Origin of the sequence: Bhargavaea massiliensis (genome assembly GCF_018390575.1) — a bacterium.
Classification (GTDB): Bacteria; Bacillota; Bacilli; order Bacillales_A; family Planococcaceae; genus Bhargavaea; species Bhargavaea massiliensis.
Genome location: NZ_JAHBCJ010000005.1, coordinates 114,917 through 132,222, shown reverse-complemented (window position 1 = coordinate 132,222; position 17,306 = coordinate 114,917). Strand labels below are relative to the sequence as shown.

Below are 17,306 nucleotides of genomic sequence, written 5' to 3'. Positions count from 1 at the left end.
TCTAGGGATGACTTATTTTTTTTGAAAGGCGGAAGTAATTCATGAATTTACCTAATAAAATCACTGTGGCAAGAGTCTTGCTCATCCCGGTGTTCATCCTCTTCATGCTCGTTGACTTCGGCATGGGCACCATCCGGGCGGGCGGTGTGGAACTTCCGATCGAGCACCTGCTCGGCGGGCTCATCTTTGTAATTGCCGCGCTGACCGACTGGTTCGACGGCCACCTGGCCCGCAAATACAATCTCGTCACCAACATGGGCAAGTTTCTTGACCCTCTGGCCGACAAACTTCTCGTTTCCTCGGCGCTGATCATCCTCGTGGAAATGGGCTTTGCGCCTTCATGGGTCGTCATCATCATCATCAGCCGCGAATTCGCGGTGACCGGACTGCGCCTGATTCTTGCCGGAGGCGGAGAAGTCGTTGCAGCAAACATGCTTGGAAAAATCAAGACGACCACACAGCTTCTTGCCACCATTTTCCTGCTGTTCCACAACATCTTTTTTGAAGCGGCCGGCATTCCGTTCGGTACGATCATGCTGTACATCGCGCTCATCTTCACAGTTTGGTCGGGTATAGATTACTTCTATAAAAACCGGCGTGTTTTGCTGGATTCTATGTAAGGGGGAGTCAACGTGAAAGCCGAAATCATCGCCGTGGGATCCGAACTGCTGCTCGGCCAGATCAATAATACGAATGCCCGCTACATTTCTGCCGGGCTTGCCGAGCTCGGCATCAGCGTCCATTTCCATACCGTGGTCGGCGACAATGCCGGGAGACTCGAAGAAGCGATCCGTATTGCCGAATCCCGGTCTGACCTGCTCATTTTCACGGGCGGTCTCGGGCCGACAAAGGACGACCTGACGAAGGAAACGATCGCCCGCCATGCCGGCACCCGGCTCGTCTATGACGATGAGGCACTCACATCAATCCGGGCCTGGTTTGACCGTATGGGACGAGAAATGACTGACAACAATAAAAAGCAGGCGCTGATCCTTGAGGGGGCCGCGGTGCTGCAGAACCATCATGGGATGGCTCCGGGCATGCTGTTTACAGGGGGCAATCGCCACTATCTTCTCTTGCCTGGGCCTCCGAAGGAAATGGAGCCGATGTTTACTGCTCAGGCAAAACCGCTTCTTGCCCGGCTCGCCGGCTTCACCGGTCCAATCGCCTCTCGGGTCTTCCGCTTCTATGGCATCGGGGAAGCCGAACTGGAGCACCGGATGTCAGATCTCCTGGACAACCAGACGAATCCGACACTTGCTCCTCTCGCTTCCGACGGAGAAGTAACGATCCGAGCGACCGCGAAGGCGGATACCGTAGAGGAGGCGGCTCGGCTGCTGGACGGTGCGGAAGCCGAGATCCGCAGGATTGCCGGCCAGTATTTGTATGGGTACGATGATGAAACCCTGGTTTCAAAGGCCGCTTCGCTCCTGATCGGCAACGGCCTGACCATCTCTGCAGCGGAAAGTCTGACGGCCGGCTTATTTATGTCGGAACTCGCAGAACAACCAGGCATCAGTGCCGCCCTTGCCGGCGGGGTGGTGACCTATACTGCTGACGCAAAACAAAAGCAACTTGGGATCCCGTCTGCACTCCTGGAGGAAAAGGGGGTTGTCAGTGAAGAAACGGCTTCCGCGATGGCGAAGGCTGTCCGGGAAAAGTTTGGCACTGATTACGGTGTCGGACTGACCGGAGCTGCCGGCCCGGATCCGCACGACGGCAAGCCGGGTGGTACTGTCTGGGTTGCCATCGCATCGGGAAAAGAAGTCCGGACACGGGAACTGCTGCTTTCGGGCATGCGGAACACCAACCGGATCAGAGCCGTGAAATCTGCCATGCATATGCTGATCCGAATGATCGGAGCTACATCAGTCCGGCAAGATTAATACCCAGGGGCGCCGCGAATTTCAATTTCGGCGCCTTTCTCATGCCAAAATCCAAAAACGGGCTACTTGGACAGCTCAAGTTTCAAATATAGCCAGTATAAAAATCGAATGGATGTTCGCTTTTTTCTTGTGTTTTTCTCAATAACCGAGTATAGTAGAGACAGATAGAAAACCAGTACACACCCATGAGGAGGAACAAGTTTGAGCGATCGCAAAGCTGCATTGGATATGGCATTGAAACAGATTGAAAAACAATTCGGGAAAGGTTCCGTCATGAAACTCGGCGAACAGACGGACCGGGTGATCTCGACATCTTCGAGCGGTTCACTCACGCTCGACGCTGCGCTTGGCGTAGGCGGATACCCGCGCGGACGGGTAATCGAAATCTACGGCCCTGAGAGTTCAGGCAAGACGACGGTTGCGCTCCATGCCATCGCGGAAGCGCAGGCGGCAGGCGGACAAGCGGCCTTCATCGATGCCGAACACGCTCTTGACCCTGTCTACGCACAAAAGCTTGGCGTCAATATCGATGAGCTCCTCCTTTCCCAGCCGGATACGGGGGAACAGGCGCTTGAGATCGCAGAAGCGCTTGTACGCAGCGGCGCGATCGATATTATCGTCATTGACTCCGTCGCGGCTCTTGTGCCAAAAGCGGAAATCGAAGGCGAAATGGGAGATTCCCATGTCGGTCTCCAGGCCCGCCTCATGTCTCAGGCGCTCCGGAAGCTTTCCGGCGCGATCAATAAATCGAAGACCATCGCAATCTTCATCAACCAGATCCGTGAGAAAGTCGGCGTCATGTTCGGTAACCCGGAAACCACGCCGGGCGGCCGTGCATTGAAATTCTACAGTTCTGTGCGCCTTGAAGTCCGCCGGGCGGAGTCGATCAAGCAGGGCAATGACTTCGTAGGTAACCGCACAAGAATCAAGGTCGTCAAGAACAAGGTGGCCCCTCCGTTCCGCACAGCGGAAGTCGACATCATGTACGGAGAAGGGATTTCCAAGGAAGGCGAGATTATCGACCTTGGCGCAGAAAATGATGTCGTCCAGAAAAGCGGTTCCTGGTACTCGTACAACGGTGAACGCCTTGGCCAGGGCCGTGAGAATGCAAAACAGTTCCTGAAAGAGCACCCGGATATCCGCCAGGAAATCGCAGGGAAAATCCGTGAGGCCTACGGCCTGGACGGCCCTCAAGTCGCGGTCGAGGAACAAGAGGAGTCCGAGGACGAAATCTTCGACCTGCTCATCGACGAAGAAAAGTAAGGTTATGCCCGGTTTTGGACCGGTCCCGGCCGGCAGCGGCGCCCTTTTCTCCCTGGAGAAAAGCGGTGTCGCCGCCGGCCTTTTTCCATTGCGGCAAAAGGAGGGGAATTGTTGGAAAACGTCCTTCTTCCCACCTTGACAGCGCTTTTTGCCGCCGGTACAATTGAAGATGGATAGATTTATCCAATGACCATCATGACAGATTTTATGCAAGAACGGCATGAACAGCATGAATGTCCGGCCTCACGCCGGAATGGTTTAACAGACGAATGAAAGCAGGGGGAGGTGACCTCAATGGTTGAAGTGATCATCTCCGCTTTGCTCGGACTCATCGTCGGTGCAGTTGTTGGCTATTTTGCCTTAAAACAAGTGAACGATTCCAAAGTGACCGGTGCGAAGCAGTCTGCCGAATCCATCGTGGAGGAAGGCAGGCGCGAAGCGGAGGCACTGAAAAAAGAAGCGCTACTTGAAGCGAAAGATGAAACTCACAAACTACGGACAGAAGCCGAATCGGACATCCGGGATCGCCGCGCGGAACTCCAGCGGCAGGAAAGCCGGCTGTTGCAGAAGGAAGAGAATCTTGACCGCAAGGAGGATGCGCTGAACAAACGTGAAGCGGGTCTGGAGCGCAAGGAAGACGCTTTGGCCGAACGACAACAGCATATCGCACAGATGGAGAGCAAGGCGGAACAGCTCATGAACGATCAGAAGACTGAGCTGGAACGCATATCGGCCCTTACACGGGAAGAAGCACGGCAGCTGATCCTTTCGGAAGTGGAAACAGAACTTTCGACGGACATTGCCGTCATGACCAGGGAGGCCGAACTGCGGGCGAAAGAAGACTCAGACAAAAAAGCCCGCGAGATCCTGTCATTGGCGCTGCAGCGGTTCGCTGCCGACCATGTGGCGGAAACGACCGTATCGGTGGTGAATCTGCCAAACGATGAGATGAAGGGCCGGATCATCGGAAGAGAAGGACGGAACATCCGTACTCTGGAGACGCTGACCGGAATCGACCTTATCATCGACGATACACCGGAAGCGGTGATCCTGTCAGGCTTTGATCCGATCCGCCGTGAAATTGCCCGGCTGGCTCTCGAAAAGCTTGTCCAGGACGGCCGGATTCACCCGGCACGTATTGAAGAGATGGTGGAGAAGTCCCGCAAGGAGATCGACGAACAGATCCGTGAGGCGGGCGAGCAGACGACGTTCGATCTCGGGATCCACAATCTCCACCCGGATCTCATTAAGATCATCGGGCGCCTCAAGTATCGGACAAGCTATGGCCAGAATGTCCTGAAGCACTCAAAGGAAGTGGCTTACCTGTCGGGACTTCTGGCGGCCGAGCTCGGATTCAAGGATTCCGACATCGCGCTTGCGCGGCGCGCGGGACTGCTGCATGACATCGGCAAGGCGATTGACCATGAGGTGGAAGGCAGCCACGTCGAAATCGGCGTTGAGCTTGCCACCAAGTACAAAGAGCATCCGGTCGTCATCAACAGCATCGCTTCCCACCACGGAGACACGGAGCCGACATCAGTCATCGCCATTCTTGTGGCAGCCGCCGACGCCCTTTCGGCAGCCCGTCCGGGTGCAAGGAGCGAGACGCTGGAGAACTACATCCGCCGTCTTGAGAAGCTCGAGGAAATCGCCGAAGACTACGATGGTGTCGAGAAGTCCTTTGCCATCCAGGCGGGACGGGAAGTCCGCATCATCGTACGTCCGGATCAGGTGGATGACATCACGGCTCACCGGCTCGCGCGGGATATCCGGAAACGGATCGAAAGCGAACTTGATTATCCGGGCCACATCAAAGTGACCGTCATCCGGGAGACCCGGGCGGTCGAATACGCAAAATAACAGCATGCACAGGCTTCCTGGGAAATGTCCGGGAAGCCTTTTTCATTGCTGAAACAGGACAGGGAGAGGACCAAATGAAAATTCTTTTTATCGGAGATATAGTCGGCGAGCCGGGCATGGAAATGGTACGGCGTACGCTGCCCGGGCTGCGGAGAAAGTATTTGCCGGATGTGGTGATCGCCAATGGTGAAAATGCAGCATCGGGCAAGGGACTGAGACGCCAGGATTATGATGATCTCATCTTCGGAGGGGTGGATGTCATCACGATGGGAAACCACACGTGGGACAAAAAAGAGATCTTCGACTTTATCGACGGGGCCGACGCGCTAATCAGGCCGGCAAACTTCTCGCCGGAAGCGCCGGGGCGCGGCATGACGACCATCTCCAAGGAAGCGGGCCTGCTGACGGTCATCAACCTCCATGGCCGGGCATTCATGCCGCCGCACGATGATCCGTTTGAAGCGGCGGACCAGCTGATCACCCAGGCCAAGGCCGAGTCGCCTCTTGTGTTTGTTGACTTTCATGCGGAAGCGACCAGCGAGAAAATTGCAATGGGCTGGCATCTGGATGGCCGTGCGACAGCCGTGGTCGGTACCCATACGCATGTCCAGACGGCGGATGAGAGGATTTTGCCGGGCGGGACCGCTTATCTGACAGACGCCGGAATGACCGGGCCGTATGACGGGATTCTCGGCATGAGAAAAGAAGAAGTGCTGTACCGATTCCGCACCAACCTTCCGGCCCGCTTTGAAGTGCCGAAAAACGGCCGCACGCAGCTCGGAGGATTTTTCTTGGAAGCGGATGCGGGAACGGGGAAGGCGATCCGCTGCGAACGCATACTGATCAATGACGACCACCCGCTAAAGGCGTAATCCGGCCATCTCGGCCGTGTGTTCATGCGCTATCCGTAGTCCGCATACAATAAAACATGGAAGAGTCCGGTTCCATGAAAGCGGAAAAACAGGAGGGATAGGCATGGACTCATTGAAAGTATCATCACGCTCCAATCCGAATTCTGTTGCAGGAGCACTCGTCGCGGTCATTCGGGAGAAAGGATATGCGGAAATGCAGGCTGTCGGGGCCGGAGCGCTTAACCAGGCCGTCAAGGCCGTCGCCATCGCAAGAGGATTTGTCGCACCAAGCGGCAATGACCTGACCTGCTCGCCGGCCTTTACCGATATCCTGATCGCAGGAGAGGAACGGACTGCGATGAAGCTGCTCGTGGAAAAAAGAAAACGATGAGCTGTCGGCCTCCCTCTGAGGGAGGCCGTTCGGTTTTCGGAAATTGCCGTGAAAGACGCCGAGATGTGTCAATGTGCCGACATTCGGGCGCCCGGCTTGTCTGGCCGCATCCGAGTCTCGTATAATGGGGAAAACATCCCGGTTCCGGCCGGCTAAAATTGTCCGATTGCCGCCCCGGCAAACAGCGGACGGCAGAAAAGGTGGATATGATGGAAAAGACATACACGAAACATGAGATCATCGAAAAGGCGACGGAACTTGCCGATATGATCGCCCGCACCGAGGAAGTGGACTTCTTCAAGCGTGCTGAAGCACAGATTAATGACAATCAGAAGATCCGGGAAAAGATCGCCAGCCTGAAGAGCCTTCAGAAACAGGCTGTCAACTTCCAGCAGTATGGCAAAGAACGCGCACTCGGGCTAGTTGAAAACAAAATCGAACAGATCGAGAAAGAAATCGACGAAGTGCCGATTGTCCAGGAGTTCAAGCAATCCCAGATTGAAGTGAACCAATTACTCCAGCTCGTATCCAATACAATCGCAAACAATGTGACCAACCAAATCATCGAATCCACCGGAGGCGACGTGCTTCGCGGCGAGACCGGCTCCATGGTACGCAACGCTCCCGGCGGCAAAAAATGACCGAAAGTCCAAAGGAAGAAATTCCTTTGGGCTTTTTTCACTTCCTGGGCGTATGTTGCATAGGATGGAAGTGAACCGAAGAAGGAGGGTTGACCCTGAAAAACTTACGGCAAATTGTCACGAAAGCGGTAGTTGCCAAAGGAAAGAAGAGATCGGAGTCGACGGAGGTGCTCCGGCCGCCGAATAAGCCGTCGGGCATCCTGGGTTGCTGGATCATCAACCACACCCATCAGTCCAAGAAGTATGGGAAGTATGTAGAGGTGTACGGCAAGTTTGACATCAACGTCTGGTATTCCCATCATGACCATTCCAAGACGTCAGTTTACACGGAAACGATCAGCTACAAAGACCGTGTCCGCCTCCATTATCGTGATGGTGCGACCGGCGGCCCGGAAGATGTGTACATCAAGGTCATCCAGCAGCCGAACTGCACCGAAGCGATCATTACCAAGTGTGGAGAAAAATTCAGCGTTTCGGTCGAGCGTGAACTCCTTGCCGAGGTAGTCGGGGAGACGAAGGTGTGCGTTCAGGTCCATCCGCACGATTTTGAGGAAGAATGGCGTTTTGATGATGAGAGCTCTTCTTCTTCATCGGGGGGGCATGGGGAAGGCAAAGACTTCAAAAAAGACTTTGACAACAAGAAGGACGATTCAGACAAGGATTCCAGTTCCTATTAAGAGGCCGGGGAGCTTCCCCGGCTTTTTCTGTTGTGCCCGGGGTCTGATATAATTGAAGGAATACTGAGGTTTACGGGAGTTGTGGCAACGATGGCAGTGAAAACATTGACACCAATGATGAGACAGTACTTGGAGATTAAAGAAGATTATAAGGACGCCTTCCTGTTTTTCAGGCTTGGCGATTTTTACGAGATGTTTTTCGAGGATGCGCTCAATGCGTCACAGATTCTTGAAATTACCCTGACAGCCAGGGACGGCGGCCAGAACGGAAAGATTCCGATGTGCGGAGTTCCGTATCATTCATCCGCGGGATACATCGAGACACTCGTCAGAAAAGGATATAAGGTCGCGATTTGCGAGCAGACGGAAGACCCTGCGTTGGCGAAGGGCATTGTCAGGCGGGAGGTCATCCAGCTGATCACACCCGGAACGCTGACCGAGGGCCGCACAATTGGAGAAAAGTCTAACGTCTATATCGGATCTGCAGGCAGGACGGGTGAAGGAGATTACACGCTCGTGCGCATCGACCTGTCGACCGGCGAAGGGACAGCGACCTATGCGGGACAGGATCCAAAATCACTTATCTCTGAAGCGGAAGCTCTCCAGATCCGGGAGATTGTCGTTCCGGACGAGCTGTATCTGGATCTGCATGAACAGGCGCAGGCCCGCTCGATTCTGCTATCCATAGAGAACGAGGAAGCCGACCGGGAGTGGGAGGCATCACTCACCGGTTCTTGTCCGGCACCGATCCGGCCTTCCTCTGCCCGCCTTCTCCGTTATTTGGAGCGCACACAAAAGCGGTCGCTGTCCCACCTGCAGCCCATTGTCTACCGGGAACGGAACTCCGTCCTGCTGATCGATCCCAATTCCAGAAGGAACCTGGAGCTGGTCCAATCGATCCGCGGCGGCGGCGAGAAGGGATCTCTTTTCTGGCTGCTCGATGAAACGGTTACGGCCATGGGCGGCAGGAAACTCAAGCAGTGGATCCATGAACCGCTGGCCGGAAAGGCTGCCATCATGGAACGGTCCGATGCGGTGGAAGAGCTGATCGAGGACTTTTTTGTGCGTGGAGAAGTGCGTGAATTGCTTAAAGGGGTCTACGATATCGAACGGCTTGCAGGAAAGGTGGCACTCGGCAATGCAACAGGACGGGAACTGGCACAGCTGCGCCGATCCCTTTCCCAGGCAGGGCCGATCCGCGGATCACTCGAGGCTTCCGGAGGAGAAAAGCTGAAGCGGATGGCGGAGATGATCGACCCTTGCGACGACGTCCTCGCTATTCTCGAGCGGGCAATCACGGATGATCCGCCGATCAGCAACAAGGAGGGCGGCGTCATCCGGGAAGGGTATCATGCCCGCCTGGATAAGCTTCGGGATGCATCCAGGAACGGCAAAGACTGGATTGCCGCTTTGGAAGCGGAAGAACGCCGCAAAACGGGCATTAAATCGCTTAAGGTCGGATACAACAGGGTATTCGGTTACTATATCGAAGTCACGAAATCGAACGTCCACCTGGTGGATCAGGACCGCTATGAGCGAAAGCAGACACTTGCCAACGCGGAGCGGTACATCACGCCGGAACTTAAGGAAAAGGAAGCAATTATCCTGAATGCCGATGAAGAAGCGCTTATTCTCGAGGCGGAATTGTTCCAGGCAGTGAGGGATGAGGTAAAGCGTCATATTCCGGTAATCCAAGCCTTGGCTGACCGGCTCAGCACGCTGGATGTCCTGACCGCGTTTGCGGAAGTGTCGGAGAAATACCGGTTCGTGAAACCCAAGTTCAATGAAGGACACGAGATGAAAATCATCGGAGGCAGGCATCCGGTTGTTGAAAAGATGTTGGATGACGGCAATTATGTACCGAACGATTGCGTTCTCGATGAAGGGTCGAATATGCTGCTGATCACGGGACCGAACATGTCGGGCAAGAGTACATACATGAGACAGATCGCACTGACCGTTATCATGGCGCAGATTGGCTGTTTTGTGCCGGCAGACCGCGCGGAACTTCCCGTGACCGACCAGATTTTCACGCGCATCGGCGCGGCGGACGATCTGGCCGGCGGACAAAGCACGTTCATGGTTGAAATGATGGAGTCCCGGCTCGCGCTCGCGAACGCCACGCCGGACAGTCTGCTTCTCTTTGACGAGATCGGCAGGGGAACGTCGACCTACGACGGGATGGCGCTCGCACAGGCGATGATGGAACATATCCATGACAACATCGGCGCCAACACGCTGTTCTCCACGCACTACCATGAACTGACCGGCCTATCGGAAACGCTCCGCCGGCTGAAAAACGTCCATGTAGCTGCAGCCGAACAAAATGGCCGCGTCATTTTCCTTCATAAAGTAAAGGATGGGGCGGCGGACAAGAGTTACGGAATCCAGGTGGCAGAACTTGCCGGACTCCCCGAAAGCGTCATCCGCCGGGCGGACGAACTGCTCGGTGAATTCGAGGCGGAGCGTCCCGCAAATGAATCCTCCACGGAACCGGAGGGCCAGCTATCACTGTTTGACGAAGTCGGGGAAGAGACGGGCTCCGCAGGCGGGCGGCAATCCGGCCTCGCCGATGAAATCGAAGGGCTGGATCTTCTCCGTATGACGCCGATGGATGCCTTCCAGTGGCTCCATGGCATGCAGGAACGACTGAAACGGAACGGAAGGTGATCTGATGGGACAAATTGTTCTGATGGATGAACCGCTGTCCAACAAAATTGCAGCCGGCGAAGTGGTGGAACGCCCGGCATCTGTAGTAAAAGAGCTTGTTGAAAATGCGATTGATGCCGGAGGGACCTCCATCGAGGTAAGGCTAGAGGAAGCCGGGCTCTCGTCAATACGCGTGACAGACAACGGCAGGGGAATGGATACGGAAGATGCCCTGCTCTGTTTTTCAAGGCATGCGACGAGCAAAATCGGCAATGAACATGACCTGTTCAGGATCCGGACGCTCGGCTTCCGGGGAGAGGCGCTCGCCAGTATTGCTGCCGTCTCGAAAGTGGACATGCAGACATCCGACGGTGAATCCGGCGGGTGCAGGATCCGAATCGAAGGAACACGCCTTGTTGAACAGGAGCCGGCCGCTTACAGGAAAGGGACGGACATCACCGTTTCCCAGCTGTTTTTCAATACACCGGCCAGGTTAAAGTACATGAAGACGATCCAGACCGAGCTCGGCCATTCTATCGACTACTTGAACCGTGCCGCACTCAGCCATCCGGATATCGCGTTCCGTCTGATCCACAATGGCCAGGAGCATTTGCGGACATCCGGAAGCGGAAATCTCCTTAAGGTCATTTCGGATATTTATGGGCCGGGGACCGCCCGGAAAATGCTCGCATTCAGCGGCGAGTCTGCAGACTATGAAGTGTCCGGCTATTGCGCGCTGCCGGAAATCACCCGCGCCTCGAAAAACTACATGACAGTACTTGTAAACGGACGCTGGGTCAAAAGCTATGCGATCACAAGAGCGGTGATTGACGCCTATCACACTTATCTGCCAATCGGGCGGTATCCGATTGCAGTGATTGACATCAAGGGTGACCCGTATTTGACGGATGTGAATGTGCATCCTGCCAAGCAGCAAATCCGGCTGAGTAAGGAACCGGAGCTTTGCGCGCTGATTCGTGACGCGGTCCGCCGGGCGGTGTCCGGTGCCATCGGCGCGCCTGCTGCCAAACCTCCGAAGGAAGCACGGCCGCAAACAGAGCAGACCTCACTATGGCATCAGCAGGAAAGGGAAAAGCGCATCGTGCCACAAATCGGGGAAACAGTTTATCGGCCGGCTCAGCTTGCTCCGGAAGCCCACACGGCAAACAGGAGCTCTTCCGGCCCGGAAACGGATGCCGGGAGCGGCTTGCCGTTTCCTTCATCGGATGGCGGAGTCATGGACCATTCATTCAGCCGGCAGCCTGCATCCCAGGTCATTGCCGATCCGCCTGCCCCTGAGGACGTATCGGTGGAGGGGGATTCCGCTGACATTCCCCTTGTACAGGAGGAGCGTCCGGAGGCCGTGCATTCCAGTAAAGTGCCGTTCGGAGAGCTGGAGATTGTCGGACAAATTCACGGGACGTATATCGTTGCTCAGAGCACGGACGGTTTTTACCTGGTGGATCAGCATGCCGCCCAGGAACGGATCAAGTACGAGTACTTCCGGGAAAAGGTCAAGCAGGCGGACGGCAATGAACGGCAGGCACTCATCATTCCGCTGACGTTCCACTATCCCCCTGACGACATGGAAAGAATCCGTGAGCTGGTCGACACCCTCGCTTCCGTTGGCGTGGAAATGGAGGAGTTCGGAAGCCGGACGTTTGTCGTCCGTGAACATCCCGCTTGGTTCCCGGCGGGCTCAGAAGAAGAAATTATCGATGCGCTCGTGGAACAGGCGCTGACAGAGAAAAGGACGGATATCGGCAAGCTGCTTGAGGAGACGGCGATTCTCATGAGCTGCAAGCGGTCGATCAAGGCGAACCATTACCTGACAAGGGCAGACATGGAGCGGCTTCTGCATGACCTCGGGCAGGCCGAGAGTCCATATACCTGCCCGCATGGCCGGCCGGTCATTATTCATTTCTCCACATATGAAATCGAGAAGATGTTCAAGCGTGTGATGTAACTCGAAAGGGGAGAGCCAGTTGGACACTTATATTCTGTCGATCGACCAGGGAACCACCAGTTCACGTGCCATCCTGTTTGACCGGGAAGGACGGGTGGTCCATTCAGCTCAGCAGGAATTCAGACAGTATTTCCCAAATCCCGGTTGGGTGGAACATGATGCCAATGAAATCTGGGGGTCGGTCCTTTCCTGCATCGCGGCGGTGTTGACGGAAAGCGGAACAAGCCATGACCAAATCGGGGCGATCGGAATCACGAATCAGCGTGAAACTACCGTCGTCTGGGACCGGAAAACCGGACGTCCGGTCCATCACGCCATCGTCTGGCAGTCTCGCCAGACCCAGCCAATCATCAATCAACTGAAGGAGTCGGGGCACGAAGATCGGTTCAGGAAAAAGACCGGACTGTTGCTGGACCCTTACTTTTCGGGAACGAAAGTCAAGTGGATCCTGGACAAAGTCGAAGGGGCCAGGGAAAAGGCGGAGGCTGGGGACTTGCTGTTCGGCACAATCGACAGCTTTCTGATCTACAAGCTCTCCGGCGGAAAAGTCCACGTGACCGATGTGACGAACGCCTCGAGAACCCTTCTCTTTAATATTCATGACATGAAGTGGGATGAGGAGCTGTGTGACATTCTGGATATCCCGCTAAAGATGCTTCCGGAAGTACGTCCTTCCTCTGAAGTATATGCCCACACTGATCCTTCGGTCTTTTTCGGCGGGAAGGTGCCGGTCGGCGGCGCGGCGGGCGACCAGCAGGCTGCACTGTTCGGTCAGGCTTGCTTTGAAAAAGGCATGGCGAAAAACACATATGGCACAGGATGCTTTATGCTGATCAATACGGGCAACCGGCCGACAGATTCCCGGCACGGCCTCCTGACGACGGTCGCATGGGACATCGGAAAGGGGCCTGTTTACGCACTTGAAGGCAGCGTGTTCGTTGCGGGTTCCGCCATCCAATGGCTCCGTGATGGCTTGCGGATGCTCCGCAAGGCAAAAGACAGCGAGCAGTATGCGTTGAGGATCGGTTCGACGAACGGTGTCTATGTGGTCCCTGCATTTGTCGGGCTCGGGACGCCCTTATTGGGATCCGGATGCGCGCGGTGCGATCTTTGGTCTGACCAGAGGGACGGAGAAAGAGCATTTTATCCGTGCCACGCTGGAATCACTCGCTTACCAGACAAAAGATGTGCTGGATGCCATGGAGAAAGATGCGGGCATTCCGGTCAAACGCCTCCGTGCAGACGGCGGTGTCGTGGATAACGGATTCCTTATGCAGTTCCAGAGTGACATCCTCCAGTCGGAAGTGGAACTGTCGGAATTCAGCGAGACGACCGCCCTGGGTGCCGCTTATCTGGCAGGGCTATCTACCGGCTTCTACAAGGACTGTGATGAAATCGCCTCGATGTGGCGGTCGAGGAAACTGTATTCTCCGGAGATGGACCTGTCAGAGCGGGACCGGCTGTATGCAGGGTGGAAAAAAGCGGTGGAAGCGACGCGTTCGTTTAGAATGTGAAGGGAGTGGCAACCATGTTTTCGACATTGCTCAGACCGAAAATGAAGCAGCGTGCCTCAAGGTTCCGTTTTGATCTTCTCGTCATCGGCGGAGGGATCACCGGTGCCGGGATTGCACTGGATGCCGTCACACGGGGGATGTCTGTCATTCTCGTTGACATGCAAGATTTCGCTGAAGGGACGTCCAGCAGGTCGACTAAACTCATCCACGGAGGGCTCCGCTACCTGAAGCAGATGGAACTGAAGATTGTTGCGGAAACCGGCCGCGAACGGAAGGTCGTGTATGAGAACGCTCCCCATGTGACAGAGCCGGAGAGAATGTTGCTGCCGTTTTATAAGGGCGGTACATTCGGGCCGTTTATGACATCCGCCGGGCTTGCGGTGTATGACAGGCTGGCGGGCGTCGAAAAGGGCGAGCGCAGGACGATGCTGTCACCGGAAGAAACGCTCCGGCTGGAACCGTTGCTTAAGCAGGACGGTCTTCTGGGGGGCGGCCACTATGTGGAATACCGCACGGACGATGCCCGCCTGACCATCGAAATTCTTAAAAAGGCGGCGGAGAAAGGCGCACTCTGCCTAAATCACTGCAGGGCGGAAAAGTTGAATTATGACGCAGAAGGCAATGTCGCCGGCGCTGATATCCGGGACCGGTTGGACGGCAGCCTGATCCGTGTGGATGCTGACCATGTCATTAATGCTGCGGGGCCATGGGTGGATGAGGTAAGAAGCTTGGATTCCTTCAACAACGATAAGCATCTCAAGCTTTCAAAGGGAAGCCATATTGTCATCAGCCAATCACGCTTCCCGTTAAGGCAGGCGGTCTACTTTGACAGTCCCGACGGCAGGATGATTTTTGCCATCCCGAGAGACGGGAAGGCCTATGTCGGCACGACTGATACGTTCTACGACGGAGCACCTGAACATGCCGCCGCAACGGATGCAGATGTGGATTATCTGCTGAATGCGGCAAACGGAATGTTCCCGGGACTCGGCTTGAGCCGGGAGGACGTGGAGTCCACCTGGGCAGGTGTCCGTCCGCTGATCCATGAAGAGGGAAAGGATCCTTCGGAGATTTCGCGGAAGGATGAAATCTGGGAATCCGAATCTGGGCTTCTCACGATGGCCGGCGGCAAGTTGACCGGTTACAGGAAAATGGCAGAAGATGTTGTGGACCGGATTGTCCGTCGCTCGAGAAACCGCACATTCGGACCTTGCGTCACAAAAGCGCTCCGCTTATCGGGCGGTGAGTTTGAAGATCCCGGTGAGCTGGAAACCTTTATCGAAGGCAAGGCAAATGAAGCGGAACTATACGGCCTGACCCGTGAGGAAGGGCGTGAGATTGCTTCTTTCTACGGGACAAATGCCGATGTGGTGTTCCGGTTTGCCCACGCAGCGGGAGATGGAGCCGGACTCTCAGCTGCTGTCAGAGGCAAGGTCCTTTATGCCATACAAGGGGAAATGGCAGCCACTCCGGCCGATTTCCTTGTCAGGAGAACCGGCTGGATGTTTTTCGATCCCGGCAGGGTACGCGAGGAAGGAAAGAAAATTACGGATTACATGGCAGAGCTGCTTTTCCTGACCCCAGAGGAGAAGGCAAGGATGCTTCAAGAACTGGACCATGCCATCAGTCAGGCAGCAGATCTGCAAGGAGGATGACCGATTGGACAGAATAACTATCCACATGACCGATGGCCACATGGTGAGTGCCTTTTTGGCAGAGCCGGATGGACCGCCGAAAGGCCATATTCATTTGCTTCACGGAATGGCAGAGCATATCGGCCGCTATGAAGAGTTTGCCGAAGAGCTCAAAAAGGCCGGATACATTGTAAGCGGACACGATCACAGGGGGCATGGAAGTACCGTCAGATTAAATGGGACCAGGGGGTATTTTGCCGATGAAGACGGATTCGAGCGGGTGGTGCAGGATGTCCATGAAGTGACGACGCTCCTGCGCGATAGCCATCCCTCCCCTTCATTCACGATTTTTGGGCACAGTATGGGCTCCTTTGTGGCAAGACGATATTCCCAGCGCTATGGGCATCTGCTGGACCGGGCCATCTTCATGGGGTCGGGGGACCATCCCGGATCTGCAATCAGGGCGGGCCGTATGATCGCCTCCCGATATGTTGCCGCAGGGATGAAAAAAGAGCCGAATCAGTTGCTGAATTCCCTGACGTTCGGCCGTTACAACCTCCAGTTTCCGGATGCGGTGACGCCGTTTGACTGGCTGAATGAAGACCAAGATGCGGTCAAGAAGTATCTGGATGACGAAGACTCAGGATTCGTCTCGACCACCGGGTTTTTCGCCGACCTGTTCGATGGGCTCGACCTGATCCATGACGACCGTGAAATTCGCAGGACGCCTGCCGATCTTCCGATTCTCATGATTTCCGGCGCATTGGACCCGGTAGGAAAGAACGGAGCGGGAATCTGGAATGTCGCCAGGCAGTACGCGGAAAACAACGTCCGAAATGTCACCGTTTATCTGGTGGAAGAGGGTCGGCACGAAATCCTGCATTCCCCGAAAAAAGGCCGGATCGCCGAGTTCATCACGGAGTGGCTGGAATCATGAGTGAAAAAAACTTCCCGGAAGTAATTGCGATTGTCGGACCGACCGCGTCAGGGAAGACCGACCTGAGTGTCAGCCTTGCCGAAGCAACTGGCGGGGAAGTCATCAATGGCGATGCATTCCAAGTATACCGGGGCCTGGATATCGGTACCGCAAAGATTACGCCGGATGAAATGCGGGGTGTGCCGCACCATCTGTTTAATATCCTCGGGCCGGGGGATGAATTCTCTGTCGCTGACTACCAGCGGCTCGTCCGGGAAAAGATTGCAGAGATCAGCTCCCGGGGCCGGTTGCCGATCATCACAGGAGGCACGGGTCTGTATGTGCAGTCGATCCTGTATGATTATCGTTTTACTGAACAAAAGCAAGATCCGGAACTCAGGCAGAGCCTGGAACGGATGCTGCGGGAAAAGGGGCCGGAACATCTCCATGAATTGCTGAAAAAGAGCGACCCCGGGGCTGCGGCAGAAATCCATCCGAACAATACACGCAGGGTCATCCGTGCACTTGAGATCGGGTCACTGACCGGAAAGACAAAAAAGGAAGCCGAAGGAATGGACAGTGCCGCACCGCTGTACAACCATCTTCTCGTCGGACTGGCCATGGACCGGGACATTCTCTATGAGCGGATCAACCGCAGGGTGGATCTGATGGTGGATGCCGGATGGATTGAAGAAGTCCGCCGCCTGATGGATGCCGGATTCGGGGAAAGCCAGTCCATGAAGGCAATCGGTTACCGGGAGATTGGGACCTATCTGAAAGGCGAGATGGATTTGGAACAGGCGCTGGAGCTGACAAAACGAAACACCAGACGCTATGCAAAGCGGCAATTCACCTATTTCCGGAACAAGCTGGACGTGCACTGGCTGGATGCTCTGGAAGGGACCCGTCGGAATACGCAAAAAATACTTGGATTCATGAAGGATTTTGGGCCGCCGGAACGGAATACATAACACAGGGCCCATGCCAATTACCGCGGCAGCGGCGCCGTGACAACGGCGACTGTGCCCAAAAGCGCAAGCGTTGGGCAATATAAAGAG

13 protein-coding genes and 1 pseudogene are annotated in these 17,306 nt (G+C 55.4%); all 14 read left to right on the top strand.

Annotation, left to right across the window (positions count from 1 at the left end; translation table 11 throughout):
• The first annotated feature begins 41 nt into the window (after nt 1–41).
• The 14 genes and pseudogenes from pgsA (at nt 42) to miaA (ending at nt 17,219) form a co-directional block, all read left to right on the top strand.
• Nucleotides 42–620 carry a CDP-diacylglycerol--glycerol-3-phosphate 3-phosphatidyltransferase gene (gene pgsA, locus KHA84_RS09275; protein WP_213423246.1) on the top strand — a complete coding sequence of 193 codons (579 nt, stop codon included), beginning with the start codon at nt 42–44 and terminating at the stop codon, nt 618–620.
• Between the two features lie 12 nt (nt 621–632).
• Complete coding sequence (locus tag KHA84_RS09270) at nt 633–1,886, top strand: competence/damage-inducible protein A (RefSeq protein ID WP_213423245.1); 1,254 nt, start codon at nt 633–635, stop codon at nt 1,884–1,886.
• 201 nt (nt 1,887–2,087) lie between these two features.
• Nucleotides 2,088–3,149, top strand: a complete 1,062-nt coding sequence (gene recA, locus KHA84_RS09265) for a recombinase RecA (RefSeq protein WP_213423244.1) — start codon at nt 2,088–2,090, stop codon at nt 3,147–3,149.
• 294 nt (nt 3,150–3,443) lie between these two features.
• Entirely contained in the window at nt 3,444–5,009 is a 1,566-nt protein-coding gene (gene rny / locus KHA84_RS09260) for a ribonuclease Y (protein ID WP_213423243.1), read from the top strand.
• 74 nt (nt 5,010–5,083) lie between these two features.
• The gene (locus KHA84_RS09255; protein ID WP_213423242.1) at nt 5,084–5,881 is read left to right on the top strand and encodes a TIGR00282 family metallophosphoesterase; all 798 of its coding nucleotides are present in this window, start codon (nt 5,084–5,086) and stop codon (nt 5,879–5,881) included.
• Nucleotides 5,882–5,984: 103 nt separating this feature from the next.
• Nucleotides 5,985–6,251: a stage V sporulation protein S gene (locus tag KHA84_RS09250; RefSeq protein ID WP_008297102.1), complete on the top strand. Its 267-nt coding sequence runs from the start codon at nt 5,985–5,987 to the stop codon at nt 6,249–6,251.
• Between the two features lie 209 nt (nt 6,252–6,460).
• Nucleotides 6,461–6,892 carry a YlbF/YmcA family competence regulator gene (locus KHA84_RS09245; protein WP_213423241.1) on the top strand — a complete coding sequence of 144 codons (432 nt, stop codon included), beginning with the start codon at nt 6,461–6,463 and terminating at the stop codon, nt 6,890–6,892.
• A gap of 95 nt (nt 6,893–6,987) precedes the next feature.
• Nucleotides 6,988–7,569, top strand: a complete 582-nt coding sequence (gene cotE, locus KHA84_RS09240; protein ID WP_213423376.1) for an outer spore coat protein CotE — start codon at nt 6,988–6,990, stop codon at nt 7,567–7,569.
• Between the two features lie 90 nt (nt 7,570–7,659).
• Nucleotides 7,660–10,239 carry a DNA mismatch repair protein MutS gene (gene mutS, locus KHA84_RS09235; RefSeq protein WP_236823220.1) on the top strand — a complete coding sequence of 860 codons (2,580 nt, stop codon included), beginning with the start codon at nt 7,660–7,662 and terminating at the stop codon, nt 10,237–10,239.
• Between the two features lie 4 nt (nt 10,240–10,243).
• Nucleotides 10,244–12,184, top strand: coding sequence for a DNA mismatch repair endonuclease MutL (gene mutL, locus KHA84_RS09230; protein WP_213423240.1), 1,941 nt, complete (start codon nt 10,244–10,246; stop codon nt 12,182–12,184).
• Nucleotides 12,185–12,203: 19 nt separating this feature from the next.
• Nucleotides 12,204–13,698, top strand: a pseudogene (gene glpK, locus KHA84_RS09225) (glycerol kinase GlpK).
• Between the two features lie 14 nt (nt 13,699–13,712).
• Entirely contained in the window at nt 13,713–15,353 is a 1,641-nt protein-coding gene (locus KHA84_RS09220) for a glycerol-3-phosphate dehydrogenase/oxidase (RefSeq protein WP_213423239.1), read from the top strand.
• A gap of 4 nt (nt 15,354–15,357) precedes the next feature.
• Nucleotides 15,358–16,269, top strand: a complete 912-nt coding sequence (locus KHA84_RS09215; RefSeq protein ID WP_213423238.1) for an alpha/beta fold hydrolase — start codon at nt 15,358–15,360, stop codon at nt 16,267–16,269.
• Nucleotides 16,266–17,219, top strand: a complete 954-nt coding sequence (miaA, locus tag KHA84_RS09210; RefSeq protein WP_213423237.1) for a tRNA (adenosine(37)-N6)-dimethylallyltransferase MiaA — start codon at nt 16,266–16,268, stop codon at nt 17,217–17,219. Before KHA84_RS09215 ends, miaA begins: the two co-directional genes overlap by 4 nt.
• Nucleotides 17,220–17,306 lie beyond the last annotated feature (87 nt).

What these genes read in the sequence shown, in the direction of transcription:
- KHA84_RS09220 (WP_213423239.1), top strand. Translation starts at nt 13,713, where the DNA reads ATGTTTTCGACATTGCTCAGACCGAAAATGAAGCAGCGTGCCTCAAGG.
- KHA84_RS09250 (WP_008297102.1), top strand. Translation starts at nt 5,985, where the DNA reads ATGGACTCATTGAAAGTATCATCACGCTCCAATCCGAATTCTGTTGCA.
- mutL (WP_213423240.1), top strand. Translation starts at nt 10,244, where the DNA reads ATGGGACAAATTGTTCTGATGGATGAACCGCTGTCCAACAAAATTGCA.
- miaA (WP_213423237.1), top strand. Translation starts at nt 16,266, where the DNA reads ATGAGTGAAAAAAACTTCCCGGAAGTAATTGCGATTGTCGGACCGACC.
- mutS (WP_236823220.1), top strand. Translation starts at nt 7,660, where the DNA reads ATGGCAGTGAAAACATTGACACCAATGATGAGACAGTACTTGGAGATT.
- rny (WP_213423243.1), top strand. Translation starts at nt 3,444, where the DNA reads ATGGTTGAAGTGATCATCTCCGCTTTGCTCGGACTCATCGTCGGTGCA.
- KHA84_RS09255 (WP_213423242.1), top strand. Translation starts at nt 5,084, where the DNA reads ATGAAAATTCTTTTTATCGGAGATATAGTCGGCGAGCCGGGCATGGAA.
- KHA84_RS09245 (WP_213423241.1), top strand. Translation starts at nt 6,461, where the DNA reads ATGGAAAAGACATACACGAAACATGAGATCATCGAAAAGGCGACGGAA.
- pgsA (WP_213423246.1), top strand. Translation starts at nt 42, where the DNA reads ATGAATTTACCTAATAAAATCACTGTGGCAAGAGTCTTGCTCATCCCG.